The sequence below is a fragment of the Pantoea sp. X-Soil-MYKO-1785 genome (assembly GCF_059730675.1).
The window spans coordinates 169,085-185,763 of record NZ_AP036002.1 but is presented as its reverse complement, the minus strand read 5'-3'; the positions used below and the strand labels follow the sequence as shown (position 1 = coordinate 185,763).

Sequence of the window (16,679 nt, the reverse complement as noted above, 5' to 3'; positions counted from 1 at the left end):
GTGGGTCCAATAGCAAAACCTGTTAACTTTGAGACGTTTTTGATATGGAACTTCGCCATCTGCGTTATTTCGTCGCCGTCGCCCAGACGCTTCACTTCACCCGGGCTGCTGAAATGCTCGGGATATCGCAGCCGCCGCTGAGTCAGCAGATCCTGCGGCTGGAGCAGGAGATCGGGACGCCGCTGCTGAAGCGGCTGACGCGCGGGGTTGAGCTTACCGAAGCGGGTGAGGCTTTCCTCGAAGAGGCACAGCAGATTGTCCAGCTGGCCGATCATGCGCTGGAAAATGCGCGAGGCATTGCCCGGGGGATCAGTGGACAGATGTCGCTGGGGTTTGCCAGTTCGGTGGCGTTTAATCCGCGCATATTTGCGCTGATCCGTCAGTTCACCGCGCGCTATCCGGCAATGGAGCTGCTGACGCGTGAAGAGAACATGGCGCTGCTGATGCAGGATTTACAGGAAGGCTTGCTGGATGCGGCGTTTATCCGCCTGCCGTGCGAGAGCAGCAAGGCGTTTAACCTGCGGGTGATTTCCACCGAGAAAATGCTGATCGCGCTACCGCGTCAGCACCCACTCAGTCAGGCTCCGGCGGTGGCGCTGTCGGCACTGGCGCAAGAAACACTGGTGATCTTCCCGCGCGAGGTTGCACCCAGCCTGTATGAACTGATCGTCAGCGCCTGCCTGCGGGCCGGCTTTTCGCGCCAGGCTTTTCAGCAGGCACCGCAGATAACCTCTTCACTGGGAATGGTCGGTGCCGGATGCGGCATCGCGCTGGTGCCGGAGTCGATGCGCTGCGTTGATAATCCCCAAATCTGCTTCTGCGAAATCGAAAATAACACCTTATTCACCGACGTGGCATTCGCCTGGCGGCGCTACCATCCGTCAAAAGCGGTGCTGCATTTGCTGTCGATGCTGGCGGAAAAACCACCGGTCTGAGGCGAAGCGGCGTTGATAAGCGCAGGCTATTGAACTGAACACAATAACCGACTGGCTACCCGGGTCCGGGTTGCGAATAATCGAGCCATGACTACATACCGCGTAAGAGTCGGGTTTCACAACCCGTCAGCCCTGACATTCAGGCAACTGGATGAGATTCTGGAGCCGCAGCGATTCTGGAGAACAGCGTCCGCCAGCGGCAGGTTCCGCTATTTTATGGAGTATGAGTATCAATCTGACATCCGCGATCTCTGTTCAGTCTGCTCACTGGCCTACAGCCAGGCCTGTAAGGTCCGCAAGTGCCCGCTGATTCTGGTTGAAGTGATGAAGTAATCCTGCTGGCCGATCCCGCCGTCGCGTGGCGGGATCGGCGTTTCTGCCTGAATCAGCCCGGTTTTCTGTTCATTAACAGGCTCAGCGCGGCGGGCAGCACCGTCAGCGTGACCAGCGTGCCGCTTACCAGTCCGCCAATAATCGCGAACGCCATCGGTCCCCAGAAAACCTGATGCGAAATGGGGATCATGCCGAGGATTGCGGCACAGGCGGTCAGCAGAATTGGCCGGACGCGATGGTGTGCCGCCTGCCGGATCGCCTCATCAGCCGCCAGTCCGGCGCGGCTATTGGCGTCCACTTCACTGATCATGATCACCGCATTGCGGATGATAATACCGGCCAGCGCGATAATCCCCAGCAGGGCCACAAACCCCAGCGGGGTGCCCGCCGGCAACATGGCTAACACGATGCCCGGCAGGCCAAACGGTGCCATGCAGAGCGCCAGCAGCATGCTGGAAAAGCGCTGAAGCTGGATCATCAGCAGCACCAGCATGGCGCAGATCGTCACCGGCAGCAGCGCGAACACCGAACCGTTACCTTTGTCCGATTCCGCCACTACGCCACCTTCCTCAATACCGTATCCGGCGGGCAGGGTGGCACGCAGCGCGTCGACCTGCGGTGCGAACTGCGCTGACACCGTTTCAGCACGCTGGCCCGGCGCGATATCGGTCTGCACGGTTATGTAAGCCAGCCGCTGACGTCGCCAGATCACCGGATCGTCGACGCCCCACTGCAGAGTTGCCACCTGACTCAGCGGAATTTTCTGCCCGCTGGCGGTGGTGAGCATCAGACCGGCCAGCACCGCCGTATCCTGCCGACCGGCATCATTGCCGCGCAGCACTACATCGATTAACCGGTTGCGGTCGCGCAGTGAGGTGATCACGCTGCCGGACATCACGGTGTTCAGCGCGCGGGCAATGCTGTCAGTTGAGACCCCAACCGCGCGGGCCGCGGTCTGATTGACCGCCACAGTGATCGCCCGTTCCGGTTCGCCGGCAGTAAGATTGACTTCGCGGGTGAGCGGCGAGCGGGCAATCACCGCCGCCAGCTGGTCAGCAGCCTGCCGCACCCGGGCATTATCCGGCCCGGTAATGCGGTATTTGAGTGGCCAGCCGACCGGCGGGCCGAGTTCGAGCGGCGAAACCCGGGTGGTGATGTCGCTGAAGCTGTTTGCCAGTATGCGTTCGAGCCGCTTACGCAGCCGATCGCGTGCCGCCAGATCTTTCGCTACCACCACCAGCTGGGCGGTATTTTCATTATCCAGCAGCACATCCATCGGCAGATAAAAGCGCACCGCACCGGAGCCAATGTAGCTGGTAAAATTGGCGACGTCAGGATCGTGATGGAGGCTCTGTTCCAGCCGTTCAGTGCGGCGCGCGGTTTCGGCCTGGGCGGCATTGGCGGGTAGCGTCAGGCTGACCAGCAGTTCGGGGCGATCGGACGACGGGAAAAACTCTCCCTGCATAAACGTGGTGGTGTAAAGGCTGACGGCTAATACCGCCAGCGCTGCGCCGAGGGTAATTAACCGTTGCTGCAGGATCGCCGCCAGCAGCCGGTGGTAGGCACGCATCAGGATACCCGGCGGTCGGTGTGCCTTGATGCTGTCCGCTGACAGCAGCCAGCTACCGGTCAGCGGTGAAAACAGAATGGCGACCACCCACGAGCAGAGCAGGGCCAGGGCGATCACCACAAACAGTGAGTAGCAATACTCGCCCGCGCTGGAGGCGGCGAATCCGACCGGAATGAAGCCGGCTATCATCACCAGCGTACCGGTCAGCATCGGGAAGGCGGTGGTTTTAAATGCATAGGTGGCGGCCTGCCATTTGCTGTCGCCCGCTTCCAGCCGCGCCACCATCGCTTCCACGGTAATCATGGCGTCATCCACCAGCAGTCCCAGCGCGATGATCAGCGCACCGAGCGAAATGCGTTGCAGCCCGATCCCTGCCAGCAGCATGCCGGTGAAAGTCATCGCCAGCACCAGCGGGATCGCTGCGGCCACCACCAGACCGGCCCGCAGCCCCAGTGACACAAACGAGACGGCCAGCACAATCACAATCGCCTCACCCAGCACCCGGACAAAGCCGCTGACCGCCGTTTTGACCACCGCAGACTGATCGGCCACCCGGGTCAGGGTAATGCCGTGCGGTAGCTGACTGGCTAATCGGGTCATCCGCCGATCCAGCTGCTGGCCAAAGTCGAGCATATTGCCGGTCGCGACCATGGAAATAGCCAGTCCGATGGCCGGTACGCCGTTAACCCGAAATTCTGGCGCTGGCGGCTCGGCGGATTGCAGGCTGATGGTCGCCAGATCGGTCAGCGGAATAAAACGCTGGCCGATATGCAGTGTCACCGCCTGCAGGCTGGCGACCGAGGTCAGAGTCCCGCTCACCCGCAGCGCGATGTTTTCGCGGTCGGTACGCAGGCTGCCGGCAGGCACCACGTCATTTTGCGACCTGAGCGCATCGCTGACCTGTTGTAAATCCAGCCCCATCCCATCCAGCCGGCGCGGAGAAAAGGCAATCACCACCTGCTGCTCCTGTACTCCGAGTAAGCGGGTTTTGCCGATGTCCGGCAGATCGGCCAGACTGCGCCGCAGATTATCGACCCGATCGCGCAGCTCCCGCGAGGTGAAGCCTTCGGCGGTAAAACCATAAATGGTGCCGAAGGTGTCATCAAATTCATCGTTGACGGCAGGACCCTGGACGCCCTGCGGCAGCGAAGACGCGATATCCTGCATTTTTTTACGCAGCTGATACCAGATGCCTGCTACCGCGGCCGGTGAGGTGTCATCGCGCAGATTGACATAAATCACCGTCTGCCCGGCCCGGGTTTCGCTCTCAACCGCGTCCAGTGACGGGATCTCCTGCACCTTTTTTTCCAGCACGTCGGTGACCAGCTGCACGGTAGTGTCCACGTCCGCGCCCGGCCATTGGGCGGAGATCACCGCCGTTTTGATGGTAAATGCCGGGTCTTCGTTACGCGACAGGTGCTCATAGCTCAGAACGCCTGCCGCCATCACCAGCAGCATGAAAAAGATCACCAGCTGCTGATGTGCCAGCGCCCAGCCTGACAGGTTAAAGCCGGATGAAGAGGCGTGCGCTTTCATGGCTGCTCCTGCTGTAACGCGACCTGTTCGCCCGGCTGCAGCGTACTGACGCCGGCGGTCACTACCTGGTCACCCGGCGCGATCCCGCCGCTGATGAAAATCTGATCCGCCGTGAAGCGGGCCAGTACCACCGGACGCAGCTGCAACCGCCGGGTCGGGCGATCCACCACCAGCAGCGCCGGCTTTTCACCGGCGCGGGTCAGGGCGCTGGCGGGTAAGGCGATCACCGGCGGCTGACCATCGGGCAGGCTGACCATCACCGTGGCACCCAGCGCCATCGCGGGCGGTGGGTCAGTCAGGTTGAGCCGCAGTCGCCAGGTCCGGGTCTGCGGATCGGCCTGCGGACTGATGTCACGCACCCGGCCGCTGACCTGCACCTGCGGGTCGGCAAGCAGCGTCACCTTCAGCGGCGTGGCGTCGTCAGGCCGCAGCAGACCCGGCTCTGACAGATCAAACACCGCATCGCGGGCGTCGCCCGCCGCCAGCGTCATCACGCTTTGCCCGGCGCTGACGACCTGACCTGGCTGAACGTTGACGGCCGTGATCCGGCCAGCGGCTGGTGCCCTGAGCTGGGTCCAGCTGAGCTGATCTCCGGCATTTTTCAGCGCTGCTTCACTGCTGAGGCGACGGGATTGGGCGCTCTGAAAGTCCGCCTGCGCGCTGTCCAGCTGGCTGCGGGCGATAGCACCGCCTGGCATCAGCAACCGCATCCGGTGCAGATTGAGGGCGGCAACACGTTCGGCGGCGCGGGCGCTGTCCAGGTCGGCCCGGGCGCTGCTCAACTGGTTTTGCGCCGGGTTGTCCTCAAGCATGGCCAGCGGCTGACCGGCTGTGACGCTGTCACCCAATTCGACCGTCCGGCGGATAACGCGGCCGTCGAGCCGGAAGGCCAGCGCCACCTCCTGATGGGCGTGGATCTCACCGGTCAGGGAGGCAGATGCATCATTGCTGAAGGGCGGCGCAACCACGGTGTTAACCGGCCGCAGCGGGGCAGCGGGCGGGGCGGAATTATCATCACGGCAGCCGGTGATGATCAGTACGCCCAGCAACACCAACACTATCGGGGCAAAGATGTGAACATTGAGCAGATGACGCCACAGCTGTCGGGCAGCATCCGGAAGTAAGTCTGTCATAACCGGGTTCCTGTAATGAGTTGTGCTCATTGAACCCGGCTTGTGTCCAGAATCCTTCGATGATCCGTCAAGAAACGGTCAAGTTGCGCCGATTCAGCTCACCGGCAGGGTCATACCGATTAACAGACCGCCTCCGGCGGGCAGGCTGGCGTGGAGGGTACCGCCGTGCGCGTCGACTATCGCTTTGGCGATCGATAAGCCGAGGCCGCTGCCGCCGGAGTGGCGGGCACGTGACGAATCTGCCCGGGTAAAGCGATCAAACAGCGTCGGCAGGAAATTAAGATCCACTGCCTGGCCGTAATCGCGGAAGGTCAGAACCGTGGCGCGATCGCTCTGGCTGGCGTGGATCTCCAGCCGTCCGCCCTCCGCGCCGTAGCGCAGGGCGTTTTCGCAGATGATGGTCACCACCTGACCCAGACGAAACGGATCGGCAGTGAGGTAAAGATCCTGCGCCGGCGTCACGCTGATGGCGACACCCGCTTCCCGCGCCTGTGGCATCAGCCAGCCGGTCCGCTCCCGCAGCAGTTCACTGAGATTAAAGCGATCGCGGTTCAGGGTCAGCTGGCCGGCATCCGCCAGTGACAACAGATGCAGCTCATCGGTCAGACGACTGAGCTGCGTCAGCTGTTTCATGATCATCGCCAGCTGCTGCGGCTCAGGCTGGAACACGCCGTCGAGAATTCCCTGTAACCGGCCGATAGCGGCCGTCAGCGGCGATCGCAGTTCGTGCGCCATCGCAACGTGCGAGGCACGCAGTTCGCGCTCGTAGCGCGCCAGCTGTTGCGTCATCTGGTTGAAGTCTTCGGTGAAGCGCACCAGCTCCTGCGGTGCCTCTTTCACCAGCGCTGCCGATCGACCAAATTCCCCTTTTGAGACTGCACGCGCCGCCGTTGCCAGTTGGCTGAACTGCGCAGACAGCGGACGGGCGAAACGCAGCGCCATCAGCACCATAAACGGGATCGTCACCACCACCAGCACGATCACCGTAAGCCAGTCTGACGAAGCCAGCGACGGATCAGAAAAGTTGATGCCCCACCACTGATCGATAATTTGATGGAAGCGGGCCGGATCGCTGGCGGGATGTTGCCGCAGCTGGGTGAACTCCTCCAGCACCGCGGGCGGCATACGGTAATAAACCCAGAATGCCTGTACTGCGAATCGCAGCCACATGCAGATGGCGATCAGCACAACGCTGCCTATCGCCAGAAACAGCACCCGCAGGCAGATCCAGCGCCAGAGTGAAGGATGAGAAGTGTTTTTCATGGTTGTCTGAACCGGTAGCCCACGCTGCGTACCGCCGGTAACACGTCGGTAATACCCGCCACTTCCAGCTTGCGCCGCAGGTTATAGACGTGGGTATCCACCACCCGCTCCAGCGCATCGCTTTCCGGCAGGCAGTGCTCCAGCAGGAACAGGCGGGTAAACGGGCGGGTTGGCGCACGCATCATCGTTACCAGCAGAGAAAACTCGGTTGGGGTCAGATCGAGGCGGCGGGGTTCGGCACCGTCATGCTTTACCACGGCGATCAGCGCCAGCGGATCGACCTCTAACCCGGCCCAGCGTAAGGTTTCCGGCTGCGGTGTTGGGTTCTGACTGCGGCGTAATACCGCCTGAACCCGTGCCACCACTTCGCCTGGGTTGTAGGGCTTAACGACGTAGTCGTCCGCGCCATAGCGCAGCGCACCGATGCGGTCCGGTGCATCGCCCATCGCGGTGACCATAATCACCGGCGTGTCGTCGCGCCGCCGCAGCGCCGCCAGCACTTCGGTGCCGTTCATACCGGGCAGCATAATATCCAGCAGGATCAGATCGGGCTGCCAGCGTCGGGCCGCATCCAGACCGCTCAGGCCATCTCCGGCTATCGTCACGTCATAATTTTCACGTTTCAGATAGGCCTCAAGCACGCCGGCCGCATCCGCATCATCTTCAATAATCAGTACACGTTTTGACTGCATTTTCGCACCACCTTGACTGTTTCTTCATAAATCCCTGGCCGTTCATTGATACGTGCCTCGCATACTCCGGCCAGAAACGCGGCACTGACCCCCTCAGTTCCGCAACGTGATGTGATGATGAGGAAAGGTGATGATAACCGGAAAAATAAAGCTTCACATGGTCTGTTTTTCGCTGAGCATAAGCGCAGCGGCAGCCATGGCCGATCAGGGTACAACGCCCGCGCCCAGCCTGACGCTGGGCATCGCGGGTATCAATGCGCCGCGCTACAGCGGGGCGGATAAACGCCACTGGCAGTTAATGCCGCTGATTCAGGCGCGTGACGGCGCCTTCTTTCTCGATACGCAAAAGGGTGTCGGTTATGACCTGCAGGCGGATAACGGTCTCTATCTTGAACATACGCTGGGCTACGGGCTGGGGCGGGCTGATAGCCACTCTTCGTGGCGTGACGGCGATGATCGACTCAAAGGCATGGGCAAGATTGACGCTACCGTCAATACTTCACTGGCCGTGGGCTGGTCGATCACATCCTGGCTGACAGTAGAAGGCAAAGCGACCCTGCCCTTGAGCGACAGTCAGGGCGTGCAGTATCGCCCCTCTGTCACCCTTATTCCCTGGCAGACCGACAGCGACACGGTCGCCCTGCAGGCAGCAGGCCTGTTCGGCGATGGGCGTTACCTTAATACCTTTTATGGCGTTAACAGCCAGCAAACTGCGCGCAGCGGTTTTGCACGCTATAACGCGGCCGGTGGATTTTACGGCACTGACACCAGCCTGACCTGGAGCCATCAGTTCACACCGGCGTGGGCCGCCAGCGTGATCGGTGACTACAGCTGGCTGGATAAACACGCCTCAGACAGCCCAATCGTCGCACGGCGCAACGGGGTCTCTGCCACTGTTGCGCTGAGTTACACTTTCTGATGACGGCATGGCGGGGAGGGTGAGATGCGCAGTCATCGAACGCTGCTTGCCGCACTGCTGCTGTTGTATCTGCTGGTGTTTGGGCTGCTCGGACTGGCGATCAGCCTGTTTGATGCCCCACGGGGATAATGCCCGATGAACAGACGGCGAAGCCTGCGGTGACGGGCGGCGTGCGCAGAGGGGCTGTGCCACGCCGCCAGTTTATAACGGTGTTTACCCGGCAGCACATCGGGCTGCCCGCTATCAGGCGCGCGCTTCTCGCTGGTACAGATGAATAATTTCTTCAGACAGTTCGCGCGCCAGCATCGACGTCATTAAGTGATCCTGGGCGTGGACCATAATTAAGGTCATTGGCTGGCGGGCTTCACCGGCATCCTGTTCAATCAGCCGGGTTTGCATTTTATGCGCCTGGCGGGTGAAGGTATCGGCCTGTTGCAGCAGTTCCCGCGCCTGCTCGATCTCCCCCTGACGCGCCGCCTGCAATGCCTCAAAGCACAGGCTGCGCGACTGGCCGGCATTAACAATAATCTCCATTACCGCCTCTTCCTGATCGATCATGATAAATTCTCCGGGTGGTTAAAACCGTTACGGGCCGAGGTCGCCGCAAACCATTCACCGCTTTTTTTCACCGTGCGCTGCTGAGTGGTGATATCCAGCTGAACAAAGCCATAACGGTTCTTATAGCCGTTACACCATGACCAGTTATCGATAAAGGTCCACATGTGATAACCGAGACACTGGCTGCCTTCGGCAATCGCCCGGTGAACCCATTTAAGGTGTTCGGCGACAAAGTCGATGCGGTATTGATCGTTGATCTGTCCGTCCTCAACAAAACGCTGTTCATTCTCTACGCCCATGCCGTTTTCTGAGATAAAGCAGCGTGGATTGCCGTAATTCAGCCGCAGGTTGGTGAGAATGTCATAGATGCCGGGCTCATAGATTTCCCAGCCGCGGTAAGGGTTCATTTTCCGCCCTGGCATCTCATAGCTGTCAAAGAACCATTCCGGCATAAACGGCGCAGCGGGATTGATTGCGCTGTCGCGGCATTTTACCCGACGGGGCTGATAATAATTGACCCCGAGCAGGTCGATGACGCCGTCGGCGATCAGCGCCCGGTCCTCCGGCTGGGTTGGCGGTAGCTGGTCATACTGCCTGAGCAGCGCCACCAGATCCGCCGGAAATTCGCCGCGCAACACCGGGTCGAGAAAGCTGCGGTTAAACAGCAGATCGGCGTGATGCGCCGCAGTCAGATCGGCCGGGTTCTGCGAACGTGGATAAGAGGGCGTCAGATTGAGCACGATGCCGATTTCACCGGCAAACCGGCCGTCCCGGAAGGCGCGGACCGCCGAAGCATGGGCCAGTACGGTGTGATAAGCCACCGTTGCCGCCCGGCGGAAATCGACTACGTTGGGATAATGGAAGTCATACAGGTATCCGCCCTCAACCGGCACAATCGGCTCATTAAAGGTAAACCAGTGCTGCACCCGATCGCCGAACAGCTCAAAACAGAGGCGGGCGTAGCGACTGAACGCTGCAACGACCTGACGATTCTCCCATCCGCCCAGCTGCTGCATCGCCATTGGCATATCAAAATGAAACAGGGTGATGAACGGCGTGATGCCCTGTGCCAGCAGTTCGTCAATCACATTGTTGTAGAACGCCACCGCCTGCGGATTGACCTCACCGTTGCCGTCCGGAATCAGTCGCGCCCAGCTGATTGAGGTACGAAAGCTGTTATGATTCAGCTGCTTCAGCAAGGCGATATCTTCGCGCCAGTGCTGATAAAAGGTCGAGGTGTCAGCCGGTCCAATCTGCTGATGGAAACGCGATGGCTGTTGCGAATACCAGTGATCCCAGATGGTGGCACTTTTGCCGCCGGTTACGCTATCGCCTTCAGTCTGCAGCGCGGAACTGGCGCTGCCCCACCAGAAGTTATCGGGAAATGTGTAGTGCATGGTGCCTCTCTCCAGCGGAATTAATGAGTACTGGCGCTTTCAGCCAGTGGGGCCTGTGACTGCGCCTTTTCCTGATCGGTTTTCATCAGCGATCGTTCGTAGGCGCGCAGGAACGGCAGGTAGCACAGGGCGGAAAGCACCATGCAGACCAGACACATCACCACCGGACTGATCGCCCAGTTGGCCGCCCAGGACGCGCCAATCGATGCGGGTGTGGTCCACGGCGTAAGCGAAACCACCTGCGCCAGCCAGCCGAGTCGGGTAGCGGTGTAGGCCAGCACGGCGTTCAGCATGGGTACGCAGACAAAGGGAATAAACATCAGCGGATTCATGATGATTGGCGCGCCAAACAGGATCGGCTCGTTGATATTAAAGAAGCTCGGCACGATGCCCATTCTGCCGATGGTGCGCAAATGGGTGGCGCGGCTGCGCAGCAACAGAAAGGCCAGCGGCAGGGTAGAGCCGACACCGCCGATCAACAGGTAGTGATCCCAGAAACCTTGCAGATAGATGTGCGGCAATACCGTGCCCGCTGCCAGTGCGGCCTGGTTAGCGGAGAGATTAGCCATCCAGAACGGGTTCATAATGCCGGTCACAATCAGCGCACCGTGAATACCGGCAAACCAGAAGATCTGACACAGCAGCACCGACAGCAGAATCGCCGGCAGTGAGTCAGAGGCGGAAACCAGCGGTGCCAGCAGATGCATGATCGCCTGCGGAATGATCATCCCGGTTTTCGCCTCAATCAACAGATTGAGCGGATGCAGGGTGCCGATAATCACCACCACCGGGATCAAAATCTCAAACGATCGCGCCACCCCGGTCGGGACCTCTTTCGGCAGGCGGATAGTGATGTTGTTGTGCTTCAGCCAGGCGTAAACACGGGTGGCATAAATGGCGGTCAGCAACGCGGTAAAAATCCCCTGGCCGGAAAGATATTCGGTAGAGATGGTGTGATTGGAGTAAGGTGCTGCCACCAGTAAAAAGGCCATAAAGGCCAGCAGGCCGGACATCACCGGATCCAGCGAGAACTGTCGTCCCAGGCTGGCGCCGATGCCTACCGAAATAAAGAAGGTCATCACCCCCATGCTGAGGTTAAACGGCAGCATCAGCTGGTCACGGTAGGTGGCGGAAAAATCGAGCCAGGCCCGGGCCACACTGTTGGTGCTGGTGGCTGAGAATGGGGGAAAAATAAACACCAGCATAAAGGAGCCGATGATCATAAACGGCAGCGCGGCGGTAAAGCCGTCACGAATGGCGATGACATATTTTTGCTGGCCCAGCCGGCCGGCCAGCGGCGTAATCGATTGCTCGATCACCGCAATCATCGATTGATAAAGTGAGCTCATAGGGCCGCCTTTTCATTGGCAGCCGTAATCAGCGACAGCGCAAAGTCCAGTACCTTGTCACCCCGTTGCATGCCGTAATCCATCATATCGATCGGCTGTACCGGCACATTCTGGCCTGCCGCTTTGTCGGCCAGGCTTTTCAGCATGTATTTCACCTGCGGCCCGAGTAACACCACCTGATAGCGGGAAAACTGCTCATCAAACTCCGCCACGCCAAACGCTTTAATTTCAACTTCAAGCGCCCGTTGCGCGGCCGCTTCTTCCATTTTCCGCACCAGCATGCTGGTAGACATTCCTGCTGAACAACACAACATGATTCTGTACATGGTTACTGTTCCTCACCTTTGACACCAAAGTGAGGCTGATTGGATATCATATGGAAACCGGTTTCCATTGGCGGTGCTCAGAAGTGTGATGTCGGTCAATAAGCCGATGATGCGGGGTTTTTTTATTGGATTCCGGTCACAAAAATGGCTGTAATAGCGCAGCCTTTTCGGGTATTTGGAAAATCGGTTTCCATAGAATGCTGAAATGGCTATACTTTGCCCGGCGAACAAATGGGCAGTAAGCACAGGTTGGCTTTTTTTGGCATAGCGCCGTTTTCAGGGGAATAACATGTCTACTATCAACGATGTATCACGGTTAGCTGGGGTATCGAAAGCCACAGTTTCCCGGGTGTTGAGCGGTTCACGCGGCGTGAAAGAAGCCAGCCGGCTGGCGGTACTGAAGGCAGTCGAGGAATTGAATTACCGGCCTAACGTAATAGCTCAATCGTTATTCAGCCAGACTACCCACTGCATCGGCGTTATCTGTGCCCAGGAAAACGTAAACCAGATCACCGCCTGGCTTTTTGCGCTGGAAAAGCAGCTGCGCCAGCATCAGAAACATCTGCTGTTGCGCTTTGCCCGCAGCAAAAGTGAGGTTCTGACCGCGCTGGAGGAGCTGAGTTGTGGCCTGTGCGATGATGTGCTGATCATCGGCGCGCGCTTTCCTCTTAACATCGATGATGAACATGTCATTCTGGTTGACTGTGCCGAAGCCGAAGGGCCGAACAGTATTCAGTTCGACCACGCGTTTGCCGCTGAGACGGCCTGCAATTTCCTGATCAATCAGGGCCGCCGGCAGATCGCCTTAATTCAGCCTGAGAACGGGGGCACCGCAGGGCAGCTATTACTGGGCTACAAGCTGGCGCTGGAAAACAATCTTCTGCCCTTTAACCGCAATCTGGTGATCACCGAAGCGGTCTCCTCGTCGGTGGCAATTCAGATGCTGCTGAATAATGCCAGCAGCCGGAGTTTTAATGCGCTGCTGGTGGCTAACGAGCAGGAAGCGCAAAACGCCATGGCGCAGCTGCAGGCGTTTAATAAAGCGGTGCCGAAGGACGTGATGGTATTCAGCCTGGCGGGATCGGTTAATTTACCCGGGTTACCGACCATTCCGGCTATTGAATATTCACTCGATCTGCTGGCATCACGCATTGTCGGCTGGTTAACCGCCACTACCCAGCAGATGCTGGGTAGTTCGGTGTTACGCGGCGATTTAATCATTCCGGACTGGCGGCAGCGCTAAGAGAGCTCACTCTGCTGGCTTTGCAAAAAGTGATAGGCTGCGCCCAGCATGCCGGAGTCGTTGCCGTAGGTGGCAGTATCAATGCGGATATCGATTTGATATTTTTCCAGCTGCTGTGAAAGCTCCTGCAGAAAGGATTCGCGTTCGGTTATACCGCCGCCGATGAAAATGGTCTGCGGGTCAAACACGCTGAACAGGTTATATAAACCGGCGGCAAGATGCTGGTAAAAGGTATTAACCACTTTTTGTGCTAACTCATCACCTTGCTCAAAAGCATCGAACACATCTTTACCGCTGATATCATCGGCGGGCTGGCCGCTGAGCTGAGCGTAATTTTCGCGCAGCGCGGTCATGGTGCAACTCTGGGCCATGGTATGCGGCTCGATATTGCTGTCGGTCGGACGCGAGGTCAGCAGACAGCCAAATTCTCCGGCCCGATTGCGTCCCCCGCGGATCAGTGCGCCGTTACAGAACGCTGCGCCACCGAGTCCGGTGCCAATGGTTAACATCAGAAAATCATTCAGCTTTTTCGCTTTTCACAGCCAGCGCTCTGCCAGCAATGCACAGTGCGCATCGTTTTCAACCGTAGCGGGCAGGCTGGTTTTTTCGGTCAGCCACTGGCTCAGATGAAACCGATCAAAGTCACGCACCGTCCCGCCCATCGCAATATAGCCGTTATCCGGATCGATATAACCCGGCGTGCTGACCGCAATGCCGCTGCAGGACGGGTTCTTCTTTAGCCAGGCGATAATCTGCTCCAGAATCTTATTCCGGTCATTATGGGAGATATCGCTACTGTCGCTCGCCAGAATATTTCCCTGACGATCGATTACGCCCATTTTTAATGAGGTCCCGCCAATATCGAAGGCTGCAATATTCATTCGCTGTCTCTGAGGTTATTGTCGTCGATATAATTGTAGCGCTGAAATTTAACCGTAAGCGGCGACGGGCGGGCGATAGTGTCAGGAAAAGTCCGGAATTATAAAGATAATACCGGCGGCCCGGCGCGGTCAGCATCGACTTACCGGAAATCAGCAGCAGGCGGGGGAAGTGAAAACAAGCATTTAGGTTAGCAATAACAGGCGGTGAGGCCTGGTTCCGAAACGGCTAAGCGTGAGAGAGTGGATCCCGCTGCCGTGCCACAGGCAACCGCACGACATTGGGATCCGGCTCAGGCGGACGGGGTCACCACTTACGCAGCAGGATGCTGGCATTTACCCCGCCGAATCCAAAGCCATTCGACATGGCATAGGTCAGATCCACCGGGCGGGCGTTCAGCGCCACCAGATTGAGATTGCCTGCCGCTTCATCGGGATGATGCAGGTTGAGCGTAGGCGGAACGCACTGATGACGCAGCGCAAGCAGGGTAAATATCGCCTCTAACCCGCCCGCCGCGCCCAGCAGATGCCCGGTTGCTGATTTAGTCGAGGTAATGGCTACCGGTGAATCGTCGCCAAACACCGCGCGAATTGCCGCGAGCTCACCGCGGTCGCCAACCTGCGTTGAGGTGGCGTGAGCGTTGATGTGCTGCACCGCTTCCGGGCCAATTCCGGCCTGGCGCAGGGCCAGTCTCATCGCCCGCGCCGCGCCGCTGCCATTTTCCGGGCTGGCGGTCAGGTGATAAGCATCAGCACTGGTCCCGTAACCAACCAGTTCTGCCAGCGGCGTTGCACCCCGCGCTTCGGCATGCGCCAGCGACTCAATCACCAGCAGGCCTGCGCCTTCAGCCATCACAAAACCGTTGCGGTCGCGATCAAACGGTCGTGAAGCGTGATGCGGATCATTTGCAAAGCCTACCGACAGCGCGCGTGCGGCCGCAAAACAGCCCAGCGTCACCCGATCCAGCGCTGCCTCCGTGCCGCCGCAGATTGCAATATCCGCTTCGCCACTTCTGATCAGGCGGGCAGCATCACCGATCGCCTGCACGCCTGCTGCACAGGCGGTGACGGGGGCGCCGAGCGGCCCGGTAAATCCATGTTTGATTGAGACATGACCCGCCGCCATATTGGCGAGGAAGGAAGGGGCGGTGAAAGGTGAAAGCCGGCGCGGGCCGCGAGCGTCAGTGGTACGCACCGCGTCCGCAATGGCACCAAAGCCGCCTACGCCTGAGGCGATAATGGTGGCGGTGCGTTCGCGCGCGGCCTCATCTTCCGGCTGAGGATGCCAGCCCGCCTGCTTCAGTGCTTCGTCCGCCGCCAGCAGCGCAAACTCGATAAAGCGGGACATTTTTTTGCGTTCTTTAGGCAGAATCAAGGCTTCAGGATCGTATCCTGCCAGCGGATCTTCATCGACCGTTGGGACGCTACCGCCAACCGAAATACCGGTGCCGGCACTCATCTCGTCGGACAGGCCACGAATTCCCGACTGACCTTGAGTTAAACGTTGCCAGACCGTCTCCACGCCGCAGCCGAGCGGCGAAACGATGCCCATACCGGTAATGACGATGCGTTCAGACGCCGCTGAATGACTCATGTGTTTCCTCCGGTGGTCAGTCTGTGCAGTGGCAATTCATCTGCTACAGACGCGTGAGTTTAATCAATGCACGCTTTCAACCTTAGCGTGGATGAGGCAACCCTGCGCACCTGGCGCAGGGTTGCCAGCAGGCCATCAGGCTTAACGGGAAGAAAACCGGTGAGCGTAACGACAGCAATGACCTGATCGGCCGATCAAAGTCATCGCTATCTTTGATCAAGTGACCGATTTAGTCAATGGTCACAGTTCAGGGTGCCAGGCTGCGCAATACCAGCGCCGCCAGCTGAACGGAGGCTGCTTCCGCCTCATCAAGGTTGTACTGCAGCTGCACCGGGCTGGCATAAGGTTTAATCACCCGATAGATCGCTTCTGCCGCGTCATCGGCCGGGGTTTTACGTTCAAATTCGCCTGCCTCTCTGCCCTGACGCAGTATTTGATGAATCAGGTTCAGCAGCCGCTCTTCATGCGCCTGGGCCGAAGGCCAGCCATCGCGCGAGGCCACCGCGGCGATGTCATACAGCTTACGATCGTGAAAAAACAGCTCGGTGCCGGTCACTGACAGAGTCCGGAACAGGCGGCGGAATTGTTCAGCGGCGCTGGGCGCGTCGGCCAGCGCCGCTTCCACCCGCTGCATAATCATTGCCAGCCGGCTGGCGCAAATCACCTCGCCAATAGCCTGTTTAGACTCAAAAAATTTGTAAATATAGGCTTTGGAGAAGCCAATTGCCCGGGCAAGGTCAGCAACAGTGGTTTTTTCATAGCCGTAATGGGCAAAGTGCTGCATCGCGGCGTCAACGATCTGATCGCGCACGTTATGCCCGGCAGGGCCGCGGTTGCCGGCATCGGTAAGCTGGTCTGACATTTTCACCGCCTGGTAAGTAAAGTGGCTTATTCAGTGACCACTGATTTAGATGGTCACATTTTAAGTGTTTTAACCGGTAAAAGCCATGATT

14 protein-coding genes and 1 pseudogene are annotated in these 16,679 nt (G+C 58.9%); 4 read left to right on the top strand and 11 right to left on the bottom strand.

The window, feature by feature from the left end:
• The first annotated feature begins 44 nt into the window (after positions 1-44).
• Positions 45-935 (top strand): LysR family transcriptional regulator, encoded by an 891-nt coding sequence (locus AC6I8D_RS24020; RefSeq protein WP_069729935.1) that lies wholly within the window; start codon positions 45-47, stop codon positions 933-935.
• 87 nt (positions 936-1,022) lie between these two features.
• The gene (locus AC6I8D_RS24015) at positions 1,023-1,268 is read left to right on the top strand and encodes a hypothetical protein (RefSeq protein WP_031378213.1); all 246 of its coding nucleotides are present in this window, start codon (positions 1,023-1,025) and stop codon (positions 1,266-1,268) included.
• 52 nt (positions 1,269-1,320) lie between these two features.
• On the opposite strand, the gene AC6I8D_RS24010 is transcribed toward AC6I8D_RS24015, so the two are convergent.
• The 4 genes from AC6I8D_RS24010 to AC6I8D_RS23995 all read right to left on the bottom strand — a co-directional run bounded on the left by AC6I8D_RS24010 (position 1,321) and on the right by AC6I8D_RS23995 (position 7,462).
• Complete coding sequence (locus AC6I8D_RS24010) at positions 1,321-4,374, bottom strand: efflux RND transporter permease subunit (protein WP_497821135.1); 3,054 nt, start codon at positions 4,372-4,374, stop codon at positions 1,321-1,323.
• Positions 4,371-5,507, bottom strand: coding sequence for an efflux RND transporter periplasmic adaptor subunit (locus AC6I8D_RS24005; protein WP_497821134.1), 1,137 nt, complete (start codon positions 5,505-5,507; stop codon positions 4,371-4,373). Before AC6I8D_RS24005 ends, AC6I8D_RS24010 begins: the two co-directional genes overlap by 4 nt.
• A gap of 93 nt (positions 5,508-5,600) precedes the next feature.
• Entirely contained in the window at positions 5,601-6,770 is a 1,170-nt protein-coding gene (locus AC6I8D_RS24000; RefSeq protein WP_031378228.1) for a sensor histidine kinase, read from the bottom strand.
• Positions 6,767-7,462, bottom strand: a complete 696-nt coding sequence (locus tag AC6I8D_RS23995) for a response regulator (protein WP_046289442.1) — start codon at positions 7,460-7,462, stop codon at positions 6,767-6,769. Before AC6I8D_RS23995 ends, AC6I8D_RS24000 begins: the two co-directional genes overlap by 4 nt.
• A gap of 130 nt (positions 7,463-7,592) precedes the next feature.
• Here AC6I8D_RS23995 and AC6I8D_RS23990 point away from each other — a divergent pair, with 130 nt between their 5' ends.
• Complete coding sequence (locus tag AC6I8D_RS23990) at positions 7,593-8,381, top strand: MipA/OmpV family protein (protein ID WP_497821133.1); 789 nt, start codon at positions 7,593-7,595, stop codon at positions 8,379-8,381.
• A gap of 243 nt (positions 8,382-8,624) precedes the next feature.
• On the opposite strand, the gene AC6I8D_RS23985 is transcribed toward AC6I8D_RS23990, so the two are convergent.
• Genes AC6I8D_RS23985 through AC6I8D_RS23970 form a run of 4 tightly spaced genes read right to left on the bottom strand, consistent with a single transcriptional unit; the run spans position 8,625 to position 12,011 of the window.
• Positions 8,625-8,939 (bottom strand): PTS lactose/cellobiose transporter subunit IIA, encoded by a 315-nt coding sequence (locus AC6I8D_RS23985; protein ID WP_497821132.1) that lies wholly within the window; start codon positions 8,937-8,939, stop codon positions 8,625-8,627.
• Complete coding sequence (locus tag AC6I8D_RS23980) at positions 8,936-10,336, bottom strand: glycoside hydrolase family 1 protein (protein ID WP_497821131.1); 1,401 nt, start codon at positions 10,334-10,336, stop codon at positions 8,936-8,938. The genes AC6I8D_RS23985 and AC6I8D_RS23980 overlap by 4 nt, the downstream gene beginning before the upstream one ends.
• 20 nt (positions 10,337-10,356) lie before the next feature.
• On the bottom strand, positions 10,357-11,685 hold the full coding sequence (locus tag AC6I8D_RS23975; protein ID WP_497821130.1) for a PTS sugar transporter subunit IIC: 1,329 nt from the start codon (positions 11,683-11,685) through the stop codon (positions 10,357-10,359).
• Positions 11,682-12,011: a PTS sugar transporter subunit IIB gene (locus AC6I8D_RS23970; protein WP_069729930.1), complete on the bottom strand. Its 330-nt coding sequence runs from the start codon at positions 12,009-12,011 to the stop codon at positions 11,682-11,684. The genes AC6I8D_RS23975 and AC6I8D_RS23970 overlap by 4 nt, the downstream gene beginning before the upstream one ends.
• Before the next feature lie 289 nt (positions 12,012-12,300).
• On the opposite strand from AC6I8D_RS23970, the gene AC6I8D_RS23965 reads away from it, so the two are divergent.
• Complete coding sequence (locus tag AC6I8D_RS23965) at positions 12,301-13,254, top strand: LacI family DNA-binding transcriptional regulator (RefSeq protein WP_497821129.1); 954 nt, start codon at positions 12,301-12,303, stop codon at positions 13,252-13,254.
• On the opposite strand, the pseudogene AC6I8D_RS23960 reads toward AC6I8D_RS23965, so the two are convergent.
• From AC6I8D_RS23960 to AC6I8D_RS23950, 3 genes and pseudogenes are all read right to left on the bottom strand, one after another.
• Positions 13,251-14,135: pseudogene (locus tag AC6I8D_RS23960) on the bottom strand (ROK family protein). The gene AC6I8D_RS23965 and the pseudogene AC6I8D_RS23960 sit on opposite strands and share 4 nt — an antisense overlap.
• Positions 14,136-14,439: 304 nt before the next feature.
• Positions 14,440-15,726, bottom strand: a complete 1,287-nt coding sequence (gene fabF / locus AC6I8D_RS23955) for a beta-ketoacyl-ACP synthase II (protein WP_497821128.1) — start codon at positions 15,724-15,726, stop codon at positions 14,440-14,442.
• A gap of 247 nt (positions 15,727-15,973) precedes the next feature.
• Positions 15,974-16,588, bottom strand: coding sequence for a TetR/AcrR family transcriptional regulator (locus AC6I8D_RS23950; RefSeq protein ID WP_312056223.1), 615 nt, complete (start codon positions 16,586-16,588; stop codon positions 15,974-15,976).
• Positions 16,589-16,679 lie beyond the last annotated feature (91 nt).